This is a genomic window from Alloalcanivorax xenomutans, assembly GCF_032810065.1.
Taxonomy (GTDB): domain Bacteria; phylum Pseudomonadota; class Gammaproteobacteria; order Pseudomonadales; family Alcanivoracaceae; genus Alloalcanivorax; species Alloalcanivorax xenomutans.
Window position 1 is genome coordinate 355,898 of record NZ_CP136538.1, and the last position, 13,107, is coordinate 369,004.

A 13,107-nucleotide genomic window follows, 5' to 3' on the forward strand; every position below is an offset into this window, starting at 1 on the left:
AGGAAGACACCATGAATTTCGATCTGCCTGAAGAACTGGTGACACTGCGTGATGCGGTCACCGATGTTTGTGAAAAGCACCTGATTCCCGGCATCAAGGGTTTTGAGGAGCGTGAGGAATTCGCCTATCCGTTGATTCGGGAGATGGGAAAGGCCGGCCTGTTCGGCGCACCTTTTCCGGAAGAGTTGGGCGGTAGTGCCGCCGGCTTTCTGGCGGTGTCGGTGATCGCCGAGGAAATTTCCCGGCTGGCGCCGGAATTCGGTTACGCCATGAACATGCAATCGATGACCTGCCCCTACACCATCTACAACTGGGGCACGGAAGAGCAGGCGCGGCGATTCGTGCCGGGATTGATTGCTGGTGAACAGATTGGCATGTTCGCCCTGTCCGAAGAAGGCAGTGGCTCCGATCCGGCCGGTTCCATGCGCACCGTGGCCAGGCGCGATGGCGACGTGTACCGCCTGAACGGTTCGAAAATGTGGATTACTTTTTCCCATGCCACTGATGTGGGGGTGTTGTTTGCCAAAACCGACCCGCACGCCGATCCGGCGCATACCGGGATTACCGCGTTCATCGTGCAGCCGAAGCTATTCGAGGGCTACAGCGCGCAACCCATCGAATTGCCGGGCCTGTCCAGATCGCTGCGCAGTTGCACCGTGTTTCTGGATGACTTCGTGGTGCCGGTGGAGAATCGCCTGGGTGAGGAGGGTGAGGGGTTCCGCATCGCCATGAACGCTCTGGAGTACGGCCGTCTGACCGTCAGCGGCCGGTTGACCGGTCTGGCGCAGTCCGCTCTGGATGTGGCGCGAAATTACGCCAACGAGCGCATCATTGGCGGTAAGCCGATCGCCCGCTTCCAGTTGATTCAGGAGCGCATCGCCGATGCCACGGTGGCGGTGGAGGCGGCGCGTCTGATGTCGCATCGGGTGGGTTGGACCATGGACCAGGGGAGGGTGTCGACCCGGGTGGCGTCCCGTGCCAAATACTTCGCCACTCAGGCGGCGCGCTTGGCTGGGGATGTGGCACGGGAAGTCCTGGGAGGCAATGCCTTGACCGCGGAATACCCGGTCAAGAAGATCAACGCTTACATTGACATGCTGACGGTGGGAGAGGGATCCGAGAACGTGCAGCGGGTGCTGATTGGCGAGGACTCCCTGGGTATCAAGGATGCCACTCGGCACGCCATGCGTAACCGCTTCGCGGGAATGTTGTAGCGCCGGTGGTGTGGAAGGCCGCAGCGGGAGCTTGCCTTGCAAGGGAAGCTCCCACGGCGGGCTTCGTAGTCCCGTTTTATGGGCCGTAATGGCCCTTTAACGAAGGCGTGTTTATTACCGGAGCCTGTTGTCTCAGAACGGCAGTGCTTTCTGAATCAGACTGGCGATATCGCCTTGCCCTTGTTTCTGGAAATACTGCAGGATCACCGGGATAAACTGCACCAGAGTATCCTTGTCCAGCCCCAGCTTTTGCATGCCGCCGGCGATCTGTGTCAGCCCGGCCAGCTTGTCACTGCCCATGCTGGAAAGCAGGCCTCCGGCCATGCCCAGCAGGGAGTCACCGCCACTTTCCGGGGCTTGCGACATCATCCCTTCCAGCTTGGGTTCGGCGCCCAGAATGCGGCCGAAGTCGGTGCCGGAGAGGTTGTCCTTCACCAGCTTCATCAGCAGGCCGGTACCGCCTTCGGCTTGCTGGCCACTGACCCCGAGAGTGGATACCAGTTGGTTGATCAGGTCCATGGCCTTGTCTCCTTGCCGGTATTTATTTGGGAATACGGATTTTCTGGCCCGGGTAGATCAGGTCAGGGTCCTTGATGACTTCGCGGTTGGCTTCAAAGATAGCGGTGTATTTGTTGCCGTCACCGTAAAACTGGCTGGCCACTTTCCACAAAGTGTCGCCTTTCTGAATTTCGTAGTACTCCACTTCTTCAACCGCGGCTTCCGCCGGCAGAGTGAGGGCGTCACCTTCCACTTTTTCCACGTTTTCAACGTTGCCGGCCAACAGTACGGTTTTTTCCTTGGCGGCCTGGTTTTCGCAATCGCCACTGAGCGTGGCGCAGCCGTCGGCGAATTTCACCTCCAGGTTCGACACGCCGGGATTGTCTTCCAGAATGTGTGCTTTGATTTTCTCGGCCGCGTCCGTGTCATCGCTACCGAACAGTTTCTTACCGATGTTTTTCGCAAAGCTGAACAGATCCATGTTGCATTCCTCATACATTAAGGTGGGTCAGGCTCGGGGCCAGGGATTGATTATTTCCCTATTGGCACGGCAAACACCATGCCGGGTGATCTTTTCTTACCGTAATTCAACACTATTTTGTGATTGTCTCGTGACGGCGGCGCCTCATGCCATGCAACTATTGGATTATCGATGCCGCATGCATGATGCCCGGGGCGTGATTACCGTGATGAAGGTAATCACCCCGGTGATCGCTGATGGCCGGGCGGATATGACCTGGGAGGTAATCGCGGTGTGCTGGTGGCGTGGCTAGAGTGGAACTTTTCAGCAACCGGAGAGGCCACCAATGATCCAGCACTATGGGAATGACTTCGTTGATCGTTTCGCCACTTTCTGGCGTTCTCCAAGCCCGGAAGCAATGGCGAGCCTCCTGACCCCGGATGCCGTTTTGACTCAGCCGTTGGCGAAACCCATGCAAGGGCTGGAAGCGGCGCGGGAGGAATTTCGGCGATTATTTCGATGGCTGCCCGATCTGCGCGCCGAGGTACGAGATTGGGGTATGCATGATGCCTCGCTGCTGATCCGGATTCAGGTGTCCGCGACGGTGGGAGGAAAGCCTTTGACATGGCCGGCGGTGGATCACTTTCAGTTGAGGGAAGACAAGGCTTGTCGTCGGGATACCTATTTTGATCCAACGCCACTGATGCTTCACATCCTGGCCACGCCCAAGACCTGGCCGGGCTGGTGGCGCTCCGGCACGGCGCGCCCCTGGATGCGCTGACGGCTTGAATAGCGGCTCTGGCCCAAGGACAATCGCCCTGTCCGCTGGATCACTCGACGTCGCCCTCATGCCCTTCAGACTTTCTTTTTGTGTTTTCCTGCTCGCATTCAGCACCGGCGCCGTGGGCGACACCGTCTGGTTGAAGAATGGTGACCGGCTCACTGGCGAGATCGTGCTGATGGACAGTACCAAGCTGCTGTTGGAAACACCTTACGCGGGCTCGGTGCCCATTGACCGGGAGATGATCAGCACGCTGCAGAGTGACCACGAGCTGCTGGTGAAGTGGCCAGGGGGCAATGGCGAAGTCAGTAAGACAGTGGCGGCGGGACAGCCTGGCCGGATCGTGGTCAGCAACGGAGAAAAAACCGCGGTGGAACTGGCCAGTGTTACCCGTATGTTGCGCCCCAAGCCCTTCCTTCAGGATCTGGAATGGACCGGGGATCTGGAATTCGACATCAATTATGAGCGGGCTGAGCGGGACACCGACGACTTCGACCTGGCCCTGAACAATCAAGCCCGGCACGGGCCCTGGCGGCATAACCTGCAGGCGGACTACAACCGCAAGTTCCGTGACGATGTGCGTATCGAGCAGGACTGGAGCGCCAAGTACGCGCTGGACCGCTTCGTCACCGAGAGCCGGTTCTGGCAGACCCGCTACGAATACCAGCGCGACTGGTTCGAGAATGTCCGTCGGCGCCGTTCCCTGGGAGCGGGACCAGGTTACCAGTTCTGGGACAATGAACTGGGGGCTTTTTCCCTGGCGTGGTTGCTCAGTTACAACCAGTTCTCCTACGCGGAGAGGAGTGACAAGGCCTTCTACGCGTTGGGCATGCAATGGGATTACAACCGGTATCTGGTGGGCAAAACCTTCGAATTGTTCAGCCGCGGCAGTGTCGGCAAGGCTCTGAGTGGTGTGGAGGGGTATTCCGTGGATGCGGAATTCGGGGTGCGCTACCGGCTCACCGACTGGGCTTCGCTGAGCATGAAAGTGGAAACCGATCTGGTGAAGGATTTCTCCGAGGACCTGGATGAAACCGATTACAGTCTTGGCCTGGGCATCGGTTGGTGAGTGGGCCGGTGTGCTGAACTAGGGCCAGTTCCATATGGGGGTATTCAGCAATCCCTGGCCCATGATGCGGGTTTCCCCAAGTTCTTTTTCCAATTCCACGCCATGGCAGTCCGGTGCCTGATTGAGAGCCGCCACCAGGCGGCTGGCATGGCTGATCACCCACACCTGACTGTGGCGGCTGGCGCGGGCAATCAATCGCGCCAGGGCCGGGAGCAGATCCGGATGCAGGCTGTTTTCCGGTTCGTTCAGAACCATCAGTGAGGGCGGCCGTGGTGTCAGCAAGGCCGCGATCAGAAGCAGATAACGCAGTGTGCCATCGGACAGCTCCGCCGCTGTCAGCGGACGGAGCAGGCCGTACTGGTGGAAGGCGATCTTGAGCCGGCCGTCGTCCAGGGGAACGATGGCCAGGCGCGCGCCGGGAAAGGCATCCTCGATGGCACTGTCGAGCGCCCGGGCATCGCCGATTTCCCGAATGGTTTGCAGGGCCGCCGCCAGATCGCGCCCGTCGTGATGCAGCACGGGGGTACGGGTGCCCAGCTGGACCTGCCGGGCGGGGGCGTCCTGATCGGTGCGAAAGTGGTCGTAGAAGCGCCAACCGCGAATCCGCTCGCGCAGGGGGACCACCTCTGGTGTGGTGCGGGCGTCGGCCACCTGACTGAACAGGCTGTCGAAGCTGTTGAGGTGTTCGCTGATAACCTGCCAGGGGCCTTCTCCCCGGATTTTCACCAGCGGGCCGCGGCGATCCACCAGCGTCGTGGCCGGACGATAGCCGGAGCCGGCCCAGATCAGTTCCCGTTTTATCTCCGGGTCCAGATTGAAGGCGGTGGTGGCGTCCGGTTTCGGCAGACCCAGCTCGATCAGATAGCCATAGTCCTCATCGTTGAATCCGAGACGCAGGCGGCGGCTGTGCTGGCGAGGCCCGCCCTGCACCGGCACCGAGCCGTTGCGCATGCCTTTGGTGAGGGTCTCCGGTCCGGCCCAGAACGTGGATTCCAGCCCGCCTTCGGCGGCCAGGGCGGCGATCACGTCGTCACGCGCGGTGGCGGCCAGCAACCGCAGGGCGCGGTACAGATTGGATTTGCCGCTGCCGTTGGCGCCGGTGACCACATTCAGGGGCCCCAGCGGCACGGTCAGATTCAGAACGGAACGGTAGTTGCCAATGGCCAGCGTGGTCAGCATGCCGGGCGGTTCCTGGTAGCGGGGAGTGGCCAGTAAAAGGGAATCCCGGCGCTGATTCAAGGCGGTGGCAGCGGGCCTTCCGCATCATCGGCGCCGTGCTATGCTGGCGCCCATGAAAACCGTTGCCATCATTGTCAGTGCCCTGTTGGGGGCGATGCCGTTGCCGCTGGTGGCTCAACCCTCGACGGAGTCCGCCTTCGTGGCCGCCCTGGTCGATGCCGCCATGGCACGCACCCGGGTGTCCGTCACCTATGACGGCGGCTATCGCCGTATTGGCTACCCCAACGGTGATGTGCCCGACAATATCGGTGTATGCACGGACGTGGTGATTCGCTCCTATCGCAAGGCCGGGGTGGATCTGCAGCGTCTGGTGCATGAGGACATGACGCTAGCCTTCGGCGCCTATCCGAACCACTGGGGGTTGCGCCGCCCCGATCCCAATATCGATCACCGGCGAGTGCCCAATCTGCAAACGTTCTTCGAACGCCAGGGGGCGGCGCTGCCAGTCTCCGACCAGGCCGATGCCTACCGCCCCGGTGATCTGGTCACCTGGATGCTGCCCGGTAATCTTCCGCATATCGGCGTGGTGACCGGGCAACGTTCCACCGACAGCGGCCGCCCCTTGATCGTTCACAACATCGGGCGCGGACCGCAATTGGAGGATCTGCTGTTCTCTTATCCCATCACCGGGCACTACCGTTATATCCGGCCTCCCAGCCGGCAGGCATCGCCTGTCGATGCCCATTGATATGTTGTCTCAGCGGCCCTGCCGCCGTTCAATGGCGGCCTGAATCAACGGCATCCGGTCATTGCCGAAGTACATGTCATCGCCGTCGATAAAAATAGTGGGTGAACCGAAACCGCCCCGTCGCATGACGGTCTCCGTATTCTCGCGCAACTGGTCCTTGATCCCGGGTTCCTGGATGCCGGCGAAGAAAGCATCCCGGTCCACGCCCAGCTGTTCCAGAATCGGGATCAACTGGTCGTCCTGGGCGATGTCCTTGCCATCGCGCCAATAGCTCTGGAACACCGCCCGGGCGAATGGCACCAGCTTGCCCTGAGGGGCGAGCCAGAGACAGCCGCGCATGGCCTTGACGCTGTTCACCGGAAACACCTCCGGCCAATTGATCTCCAGCCCCTGATAGCGCGCCCAGTCCCGCAGATCCTTGCGCATATAGCTCGCTTTCTGCGGTACTGGTTTTTCCCGCGAAGCGTACACGGAGGGATTGATGGTATTGAAGATGCCGCCCACCAGAATGGGTTTCCATTCGATGCTGGTGCCGGTGTCCTTGGCGACGTTTTGAATACTCTCGAAGCCCAGATAAGTCCAGGGGCTGGAGCAGTCGAAGTAAAACTCGATCATGGCGAAATCCTTATGGTGTTATTCGTTGGTCGCGGTTTGGTTCTGGCCGAACAGGACTCGTTTGGCGTCGTCGGACATGGTGCTCTGGCGCAGCGTCTTGCCCACCGCCAGGCCTTTTTGCAGGGCTTCGCGGCCCCGCAACTGTGAGAACCAGCGTGCTACGTTGGGAAAGTCGTCCAGCGTGATGCCCTGGGCTTTGTGGGTCATCACCCAGGGAAAGATAGCCATGTCGGCTATGGAATAGTCGCCGGCCACGCAAGGAGTGTCAGAAAGAGCGTGATCCAGCACGCCGTAGAGGCGTCGGGCTTCGCGGCCGTAGCGGTCAATGGCATAGGGGACTTTTTCCGGTGCGTATAACAGGAAATGACCGTTTTGACCCAGCATCGGGCCCAAGCCGCCCATTTGCCACATCAGCCACTGTTTGACCCGATAGCGTCCACGCAGGTCCGCGGGCAGGAAGCGGCCACTCTTCTCGGCCAGATACTCCAGGATGGCTCCGCTTTCGAAAAGGGAAACCGGCTCGCCGCCATCCTCCGGAGCGTGATCCACCAGTGCCGGCATCCGGCCATTGGGGCTGAGGGCGAGAAACGTGGGATCGAATTGCTCTCCCGCGCCGATATTGACCGGCACGATGCGGTAAGGCAGCCCGCACTCCTCCAGCATGATGGTGATTTTCCAGCCATTGGGGGTGGGCCAGTAGTACAGGTCAAGCACGAGCGTCTCCCGGAGTGGTTGTCATGATTATGGGCGGCATGCCGCCGGGCCAAACCAATCTAAAACATTCCCACCGGTTTCGCGAAAGCGACGGATCGGATGATGGTTGTCATGAGAGGAGCGGGTTGACGATTGAGAACGATCGTTCTACTCTCTTGATCATGATCACTTCAGCACGACAATCCGCCACGGAGTCTCCGCAAACAGTGAGAGCAAAGCTGCTCGCTGTCACCGAACAGCTGATCTATAGCGGTGGCATTCACGCCACAGGCATGGATCGCATCGTGCGTGAATCCGGCGTGGCCAGGAAAAGTATTTACCGGTACTTCCCCACCAAGGAAGCGCTGGTGGCGGAGGCGCTGCGTGAGCGGGACGAGCGTTGGATGCGCTGGCTCGTCTCGGAATGCGAAGCGGCGCCGCCGGGGCCGCCACGCTTGCAGGCGATCTTCGAAGCGCTGGCGGACTGGTTTGCCCGGGATGATTTCAATGGCTGTGCTTTCATTAACGCCGCCGGCGAAGTCGCCGCTGGCCCCATTCATGACGTGGCCCGGGCCCACAAGCGCCGATTGCGGGATTATCTTTGTTCGGTGCTGGCGGAGTGCGGGGTGAGCGACGTGGAAACAGCGTCCGCGGACCTGTTGATTCTGCTCGACGGCGCGATTACCTGCGCCCGGGTCGGGGGAGATTACCGGGCGGCGCAACGGGCCGCGCGCATGGCGCGCCAGTTGATTCAGGATTGAGACGTTTTATAAGCCACTGGAGACCGATCATGACCACCGCACCACGCCCACCATTGCCCCCCTTTACCCGTGACAGCGCCCTTGAGAAGGTGCGTTTGGCGGAAGATGGCTGGAACAGCCGGGATGCCGATAAGGTCGCGATGGCCTATAGCCTGGATACCCGTTGGCGGAATCGGGCCGAGTTCGTGCAAGGCCGGGACGAGGCCCGCGCCTTCCTTGAACGCAAATGGAACAAGGAGCTGGAATACCGTCTGATCAAGGAGCTATGGGCGTTCTCGGAGAATCGCATCGCCGTGCGCTATGCCTATGAATGGCGGGATGATTCCGGCAACTGGTTCAGATCCTACGGTAACGAGAATTGGGAGTTTGACGATGATGGTCTGATGCGCCATCGATACTCCAGTATCAACGACCTGCCGATTGGCGAGCAGGAGCGTAAATTCCACTGGCCATTGGGACGGCGCCCCGACGACCACCCCGGTTTATCCGATCTGGGCCTATAACCGACCGGTCATGGCAGATTGAGTTGCCAGGACACACCGAAACGGTCGGCTACCCAGGCAAAACGAGTACTGAATCCATAATCGTCCAAAGGCATCATGACCTCCCCTTGTTCGGACAAACGGTTATAAAGGGAGGTCAGCTCTTCTTCGCTGTCACAGTCGATGAAGAAGGAAAACGACGGCGTGAAATCGAAATCATGGGGAACTGGTGAGTCGATGCAACGAACCCTCTGCTGCCCCAGGCGAAACATGGCCTGATACACCCTTCCGGCGGCCTCCGGCTGTGTCTCGTCATAATGTGACAGGCTGATGATCTCGCTATCCTCGATCAGAGAGACATAAAAGCGCAACGCCGCTTCGGCGTTGCCCTGGAACATTAAAAAAGGAGTGATTGCCTGTGCCATGGCGCGCTCCGGTCAAAAAGGCAAAAATCAGGAGCATCAGTCTAGTCATCATTGAAGGATGGAGACAATGCCGGAGACCGTGATCCGAGATGCTTGCCTCGCTGATGCCGAAGCCATGGCGCCTTTGTATAACCATTACGTCCACCGAAGCATCGCGACCTTTGAAACGGAACCGGTAGCGGCGGTGGAAATGGCCCGGCGCATCCAGAAAGTCAAGGCGTCGTCATTGCCCTGGCGGGTGGCGGAAACGGCGGGCGAATTATCCGGATACGCCTACGCGACCCGTTGGCATGATCGCCATGCCTACCGGTTCAGTGTTGAATCCACGGTGTACATTGATGCCGGGGCGGTTGGTCAGGGTCTGGGCGAGCGTCTGTATCTGTCTTTGCTGTCACAACTTCGTCATCAGGGGCTGCATACGGTGATGGCGGTTATTGCCTTGCCGAACGCCGCCAGTGTGGCGTTGCACGAGAAAGTCGGGTTCCGGCAAAGCGGCGGTCTGCGTGCGGTGGGCCGAAAATTCGAGCGCTGGATCGATGTCGGGTACTGGCAGTGTTTCCTGACGGACGCGCCGGAGCCATAGTCATCGCTCATGACAGGGACGGCGCAAATAGTGTATGTCCCCTTTTTCTGACGAGACGTCGTTCCCCTTCCGATTGTTGACACCAGCCTGGCGGCTGCTTAAAAGGGGAAGGGGAAACAGTCTGTTTCTTAATGATGGAACAACAGAATAACTAAGGGATGAGAACCATGGAATTCAGTGATGGGCAAGACCCCTATACCCGCGACGATTTCAAAACGGAGATTGAAGAAGCCATTACCCGTCTGGAAAAGGCCAATGACGTGGCGCAGGAGGCGGTGAGTTTCCACCTGGCGCGTGCTTCCGGTTTGTTCTTCAGCCGCTTTGGCACCATGGATGAGTTCATGATGGCCTCGGAAGACGTGAAGATGGGCTATATCGAGGAACTGAATCAGCGCGAGGATGAATACGCGGAAACGGACCGCTTTGCTTCCTACGCTTTTGCCCTGTTCAAAATGTGGGTGGGAACAGTGATCGAATGCGACCGGGAATTAATGGTTCTTTTCGTGGAACGACTGGGACCGTTCATGAACCGGGGAGAGAAGCTCATCCTGGAGTTGCTGGATGAGGAGGAGAATGAGAAGACGCACTAGTTCTCGGTTGCCCGCCGTCCGGGCGGTTCCCCAAGCCTGTTTGCGGGCCTTGGAGAAATGAATTCAGAAGTTGCTACAAGGCCGCTGTGGGAGCCAGCCTGCTGGCGAATGCGGTGTATGGTGTCGGGTATTCGCTTGCAGCGGCCCGGACAAGCTCCCACGACGGCTTCGTAATCCAGTCTCACTGTCACGACACGCCCGCATACGCCTCTTCCTGCCTTGCTTGCCGCAGGGCGTTCGCCCACCACCACAACTGTGCCAGCAGTTTGGTGAGATTCCGTGAGGTCCGCTCCGGATCCCGCGGATATCCCTGTTCGTCGAATTGCTCGGGTGCATTGGGGAAGCTCACCACCTGCCGAATGGTGGCGGCGTGAAGTTCGGCGAACACCAGCCGCAATTGCTCCACGGCCCGCAACCCGCCGGACACGCCTCCGTAGCTGATGAAAGCCACCGGTTTGGCCTGCCAGACGCCATAAATACTGTCCAACAGGTGCTTCAGGGGCGCGCTGAAGCTGTGATTGTACTCCGGCGTGGCGACCACGAAGGCGTCGGCGCGATCCAGGCGTTGCTGCAAATCATTGGCGGCGGAGTCGCTCGGAGGCTCATTGGCAGGGTTCGGAAACAAGGGCGAGGGATCGATGACGTCCAGCTCGAAGGCTTCGTGGCCATCGATCTCGCGGGCCGCCCAGCGGATGATCGTATCGCAGAATCGGCCTTCCCGGGTGCTGCCGTAAATCAAGGCAATACGGATTGGTTTGGCCATGTTGTTACTCCAGTCAGCTGGTGTGATGAAATCGTGGTTGTGACTCTAAAACCTAAAGCAAGGTTTAGATCAAGGAAGGTTCGATCTCTTGTGGCGATAGGCGCAAAGCATCGCGGTGTTGAAATGGTGTGACGGCGATGGATGAAGACAAGAGTGCCGATGTCTCCGGCGCTACTGGCATGCAACTTGCCTCCACTGATTCATGCTTTGGACAATGGCGCTCAACGAAAGGGGGGGAGATGGGATATCAAAGTACCATGCAGGAAAGGGTTGAAGCGGTTCGCCTGGCGTTGGCGGTGGACGTCTGTAGCCTGTATCTGGCTTTGCCGGAAACGGGAGAGCTGGAATTGGTGGCCAGCAGTGGGTTGGACCCGGAGGCTATGGGGGCACGGATGACGTTTTCACAGGGGTTGACCGGCAAGGTGGCGCGTACTGGTCAGCCGGTGGTGGCAAGGCAGGTAGCCGATCATCCGGACTATCATCATGTGGCCAACTCCGGCGAGGAGCGCTTCAAGAGTTACCTGGGGATCCCTTTGCGCAATGACGATCAACTGATCGGTGTGCTGGTGATCCAGACTGTGATCGCCAAGAGCTTTTTCCATAACGATATCCGTGAGTTACATCGCGCCGGTAGAGATGTTCGCGAGGCGTTGCTGGCGCGGCAGGGGATAGCGGGCATAACGGGTTGAGTACCTTGGGAGGGCGGAGGAGAATGTGGGGCCGTTGTCATCAATAACCATAACAGGAGGACATCATGCTCAGAGAACAGCTCCCTTATCCAAAACATGAGAAGGTTATCCACGGCAAACGCCTGGCCTATGTGGATGAAGGCGAGGGCGATCCGATTGTTTTCCTCCACGGTAACCCCACATCATCCTTTCTCTGGCGTAATGTCATGCCGGAATTGGCCGGACAGGGCCGCCTGATCGCCCCGGATCTGATCGGGCAGGGTGACTCGGAAAAGCTGCCCGCCGGAGAAGGGGCCGAAGCCTACGGCTTCGATACCGCTTACCATTATCTGGAAGGCCTGCTGGAGGCGCTGGGATGTCATCAGCGGGTCACGTTGGTGGTGCACGATTGGGGCAGTGCGCTGGGGTTTCATTGGGCCCGTTGTCATCCGGATGCGGTGAAAGGCATTGCTTATATGGAAGCCATCGTCATGCCGGTGACCTGGGAGGATTGGCCGGAGGCGGCACGGGGCATCTTCAAGGGTTTTCGCTCCGACAAGGGCGAGGATCTGATCCTCAATCGGAACATGTTTGTCGAGGCGGTATTGCCGGGCTCGGTAATTCGTGATCTGAGTGAAGCGGAAATGGCGGAATACCGGCGTCCGTTCCAGAAACCGGAAGATCGTCAGCCGACCCTGAACTGGCCCCGGGACATTCCTATTGATGGCGAACCCGCGGAAATGGTTCGAGTGGTGCGGGATTACGCCGACTGGCTGGCGGCATCGCCGCTGCCGAAGCTGTTCGTCAACGCGGATCCGGGCTCCATTTTAATTGGCCGGCAGCGTGAGTTTTGCCGCACCTGGCCGAACCAAACCGAGGTGACGGTGCGCGGCAATCACTTTCTTCAGGAAGACTCGCCGGTGGAGATCGGGCAGGCGGTGGCGCGCTGGCTGGAGGCCATGCCCAATTCATAAGGGGCGTCCGCGGTTTTGGAACCGGCATGCCGTTTCATGGTGATCGGAGTATGATGGCCCTCCCGGGAAGCATGCCGGCTGACCATGACCCGCGGTCCCTTACTTCCCTTCAGACTGAACAGGATGCACCAGTGAGTACTTTACCTTCCTGCCCGCAATGTGGCTCCGAATACACGTACGAGGACGGTGCGTTTTTTGTCTGTCCGGAGTGCGCTTATGAATGGAATACCGAGAGCGAAAGCGCGGATAGCGAATCTATGGTCCGGGACGCCAATGGAACGGTCCTTGAGGATGGTGACACCGTGACCGTGATCAAGGATCTCAAGATCAAAGGCTCCTCCTCGGTGGTGAAGGTCGGTACCAAGGTGAAGAATATCCGCCTGGTGGACGGTGATCACAATATCGATTGCAAGATCGATGGCATCGGGGCAATGAAACTGAAGTCCGCGTTCGTCAAGAAAGTCTGATTTCTTTGTTTACACCCTCCGCCCAGGGGGGTGTTTCCGTTTTTTTAGTCAAAGGTCGAATTGAGGTAGGCGGTCGTTTGGCGGTTCCCTATTCTGTTGTTTAATCCGCCATTGGCGGAATAACGATAACAACTGGG

19 protein-coding genes are annotated in these 13,107 nt (G+C 59.1%); 12 read left to right on the forward strand and 7 right to left on the reverse strand.

Features of this window, described 5'->3' with window-relative positions:
• Positions 1–11 precede the first annotated feature (11 nt).
• Positions 12–1,214 carry an acyl-CoA dehydrogenase family protein gene (locus tag RYH70_RS01770; protein WP_317009703.1) on the forward strand — a complete coding sequence of 401 codons (1,203 nt, stop codon included), beginning with the start codon at positions 12–14 and terminating at the stop codon, positions 1,212–1,214.
• Between the two features lie 132 nt (positions 1,215–1,346).
• Here the strand turns inward: RYH70_RS01770 and RYH70_RS01775 are convergent, their stop codons facing one another.
• Both RYH70_RS01775 and lysM read right to left on the reverse strand, forming a co-directional pair.
• On the reverse strand, positions 1,347–1,733 hold the full coding sequence (locus RYH70_RS01775) for a DUF2780 domain-containing protein (protein ID WP_022996969.1): 387 nt from the start codon (positions 1,731–1,733) through the stop codon (positions 1,347–1,349).
• Positions 1,734–1,755: 22 nt separating this feature from the next.
• Entirely contained in the window at positions 1,756–2,193 is a 438-nt protein-coding gene (gene lysM, locus RYH70_RS01780; RefSeq protein ID WP_022996968.1) for a peptidoglycan-binding protein LysM, read from the reverse strand.
• 151 nt (positions 2,194–2,344) lie between these two features.
• On the opposite strand from lysM, the gene RYH70_RS01785 reads away from it, so the two are divergent.
• The 3 genes from RYH70_RS01785 (at position 2,345) to RYH70_RS01795 (ending at position 4,022) form a co-directional block, all read left to right on the forward strand.
• The gene (locus RYH70_RS01785) at positions 2,345–2,485 is read left to right on the forward strand and encodes a hypothetical protein (RefSeq protein ID WP_158549002.1); all 141 of its coding nucleotides are present in this window, start codon (positions 2,345–2,347) and stop codon (positions 2,483–2,485) included.
• A gap of 33 nt (positions 2,486–2,518) precedes the next feature.
• Positions 2,519–2,953 (forward strand): nuclear transport factor 2 family protein, encoded by a 435-nt coding sequence (locus tag RYH70_RS01790; protein ID WP_233917816.1) that lies wholly within the window; start codon positions 2,519–2,521, stop codon positions 2,951–2,953.
• A gap of 67 nt (positions 2,954–3,020) precedes the next feature.
• Positions 3,021–4,022, forward strand: a complete 1,002-nt coding sequence (locus RYH70_RS01795) for a DUF481 domain-containing protein (RefSeq protein WP_317009704.1) — start codon at positions 3,021–3,023, stop codon at positions 4,020–4,022.
• Positions 4,023–4,040: 18 nt separating this feature from the next.
• Here the strand turns inward: RYH70_RS01795 and RYH70_RS01800 are convergent, their stop codons facing one another.
• Entirely contained in the window at positions 4,041–5,201 is a 1,161-nt protein-coding gene (locus tag RYH70_RS01800; protein WP_317009705.1) for an AAA family ATPase, read from the reverse strand.
• A 112-nt stretch (positions 5,202–5,313) separates the two neighbouring features.
• Here RYH70_RS01800 and RYH70_RS01805 point away from each other — a divergent pair, with 112 nt between their 5' ends.
• Positions 5,314–5,949 (forward strand): DUF1287 domain-containing protein, encoded by a 636-nt coding sequence (locus RYH70_RS01805; protein ID WP_317009706.1) that lies wholly within the window; start codon positions 5,314–5,316, stop codon positions 5,947–5,949.
• A 9-nt stretch (positions 5,950–5,958) separates the two neighbouring features.
• Here RYH70_RS01805 and RYH70_RS01810 read toward each other — a convergent pair whose 3' ends face one another.
• On the reverse strand, positions 5,959–6,564 hold the full coding sequence (locus tag RYH70_RS01810) for a 2-hydroxychromene-2-carboxylate isomerase (RefSeq protein WP_022996962.1): 606 nt from the start codon (positions 6,562–6,564) through the stop codon (positions 5,959–5,961).
• Between the two features lie 18 nt (positions 6,565–6,582).
• Positions 6,583–7,278, reverse strand: a complete 696-nt coding sequence (locus RYH70_RS01815; protein WP_317009707.1) for a glutathione S-transferase N-terminal domain-containing protein — start codon at positions 7,276–7,278, stop codon at positions 6,583–6,585.
• Positions 7,279–7,484: 206 nt separating this feature from the next.
• Between RYH70_RS01815 and RYH70_RS01820 the strand changes: the two genes are divergently transcribed.
• Together RYH70_RS01820 and RYH70_RS01825 are read left to right on the forward strand one after the other, a co-directional pair.
• On the forward strand, positions 7,485–8,018 hold the full coding sequence (locus RYH70_RS01820; RefSeq protein ID WP_317009708.1) for a TetR/AcrR family transcriptional regulator: 534 nt from the start codon (positions 7,485–7,487) through the stop codon (positions 8,016–8,018).
• A 29-nt stretch (positions 8,019–8,047) separates the two neighbouring features.
• The gene (locus RYH70_RS01825) at positions 8,048–8,521 is read left to right on the forward strand and encodes a nuclear transport factor 2 family protein (protein WP_317009709.1); all 474 of its coding nucleotides are present in this window, start codon (positions 8,048–8,050) and stop codon (positions 8,519–8,521) included.
• Between the two features lie 8 nt (positions 8,522–8,529).
• On the opposite strand, the gene RYH70_RS01830 is transcribed toward RYH70_RS01825, so the two are convergent.
• Positions 8,530–8,925, reverse strand: a complete 396-nt coding sequence (locus RYH70_RS01830) for a VOC family protein (RefSeq protein WP_022996958.1) — start codon at positions 8,923–8,925, stop codon at positions 8,530–8,532.
• A 67-nt stretch (positions 8,926–8,992) separates the two neighbouring features.
• On the opposite strand from RYH70_RS01830, the gene RYH70_RS01835 reads away from it, so the two are divergent.
• Positions 8,993–9,508, forward strand: a complete 516-nt coding sequence (locus RYH70_RS01835) for a GNAT family N-acetyltransferase (RefSeq protein ID WP_022996957.1) — start codon at positions 8,993–8,995, stop codon at positions 9,506–9,508.
• Positions 9,509–9,675: 167 nt separating this feature from the next.
• Positions 9,676–10,098: a hypothetical protein gene (locus tag RYH70_RS01840; RefSeq protein WP_317009710.1), complete on the forward strand. Its 423-nt coding sequence runs from the start codon at positions 9,676–9,678 to the stop codon at positions 10,096–10,098.
• Between the two features lie 187 nt (positions 10,099–10,285).
• Here the strand turns inward: RYH70_RS01840 and RYH70_RS01845 are convergent, their stop codons facing one another.
• Positions 10,286–10,861 carry an NADPH-dependent FMN reductase gene (locus RYH70_RS01845; protein WP_063142133.1) on the reverse strand — a complete coding sequence of 192 codons (576 nt, stop codon included), beginning with the start codon at positions 10,859–10,861 and terminating at the stop codon, positions 10,286–10,288.
• A 239-nt stretch (positions 10,862–11,100) separates the two neighbouring features.
• Here RYH70_RS01845 and RYH70_RS01850 point away from each other — a divergent pair, with 239 nt between their 5' ends.
• From RYH70_RS01850 to RYH70_RS01860, 3 genes are all read left to right on the forward strand, one after another.
• Positions 11,101–11,550 carry a GAF domain-containing protein gene (locus tag RYH70_RS01850; RefSeq protein ID WP_233917811.1) on the forward strand — a complete coding sequence of 150 codons (450 nt, stop codon included), beginning with the start codon at positions 11,101–11,103 and terminating at the stop codon, positions 11,548–11,550.
• 65 nt (positions 11,551–11,615) lie between these two features.
• Complete coding sequence (locus RYH70_RS01855; RefSeq protein WP_055099384.1) at positions 11,616–12,503, forward strand: haloalkane dehalogenase; 888 nt, start codon at positions 11,616–11,618, stop codon at positions 12,501–12,503.
• 131 nt (positions 12,504–12,634) lie between these two features.
• A complete protein-coding gene (locus RYH70_RS01860) occupies positions 12,635–12,970 on the forward strand; it encodes a zinc ribbon domain-containing protein YjdM (protein ID WP_031228901.1) in 336 nt (111 codons plus the stop codon).
• Positions 12,971–13,107 lie beyond the last annotated feature (137 nt).

What these genes read in the sequence shown, in the direction of transcription:
- RYH70_RS01770 (WP_317009703.1), top strand. Translation starts at nt 12, where the DNA reads ATGAATTTCGATCTGCCTGAAGAACTGGTGACACTGCGTGATGCGGTC.
- RYH70_RS01775 (WP_022996969.1), bottom strand. Translation starts at nt 1,733, where the DNA reads ATGGACCTGATCAACCAACTGGTATCCACTCTCGGGGTCAGTGGCCAG.
- lysM (WP_022996968.1), bottom strand. Translation starts at nt 2,193, where the DNA reads ATGGATCTGTTCAGCTTTGCGAAAAACATCGGTAAGAAACTGTTCGGT.
- RYH70_RS01785 (WP_158549002.1), top strand. Translation starts at nt 2,345, where the DNA reads ATGCAACTATTGGATTATCGATGCCGCATGCATGATGCCCGGGGCGTG.
- RYH70_RS01790 (WP_233917816.1), top strand. Translation starts at nt 2,519, where the DNA reads ATGATCCAGCACTATGGGAATGACTTCGTTGATCGTTTCGCCACTTTC.
- RYH70_RS01795 (WP_317009704.1), top strand. Translation starts at nt 3,021, where the DNA reads ATGCCCTTCAGACTTTCTTTTTGTGTTTTCCTGCTCGCATTCAGCACC.
- RYH70_RS01800 (WP_317009705.1), bottom strand. Translation starts at nt 5,201, where the DNA reads ATGCTGACCACGCTGGCCATTGGCAACTACCGTTCCGTTCTGAATCTG.
- RYH70_RS01805 (WP_317009706.1), top strand. Translation starts at nt 5,314, where the DNA reads ATGAAAACCGTTGCCATCATTGTCAGTGCCCTGTTGGGGGCGATGCCG.
- RYH70_RS01810 (WP_022996962.1), bottom strand. Translation starts at nt 6,564, where the DNA reads ATGATCGAGTTTTACTTCGACTGCTCCAGCCCCTGGACTTATCTGGGC.
- RYH70_RS01825 (WP_317009709.1), top strand. Translation starts at nt 8,048, where the DNA reads ATGACCACCGCACCACGCCCACCATTGCCCCCCTTTACCCGTGACAGC.
- RYH70_RS01830 (WP_022996958.1), bottom strand. Translation starts at nt 8,925, where the DNA reads ATGGCACAGGCAATCACTCCTTTTTTAATGTTCCAGGGCAACGCCGAA.
- RYH70_RS01835 (WP_022996957.1), top strand. Translation starts at nt 8,993, where the DNA reads ATGCCGGAGACCGTGATCCGAGATGCTTGCCTCGCTGATGCCGAAGCC.
- RYH70_RS01840 (WP_317009710.1), top strand. Translation starts at nt 9,676, where the DNA reads ATGGAATTCAGTGATGGGCAAGACCCCTATACCCGCGACGATTTCAAA.
- RYH70_RS01845 (WP_063142133.1), bottom strand. Translation starts at nt 10,861, where the DNA reads ATGGCCAAACCAATCCGTATTGCCTTGATTTACGGCAGCACCCGGGAA.
- RYH70_RS01850 (WP_233917811.1), top strand. Translation starts at nt 11,101, where the DNA reads ATGGGATATCAAAGTACCATGCAGGAAAGGGTTGAAGCGGTTCGCCTG.
- RYH70_RS01855 (WP_055099384.1), top strand. Translation starts at nt 11,616, where the DNA reads ATGCTCAGAGAACAGCTCCCTTATCCAAAACATGAGAAGGTTATCCAC.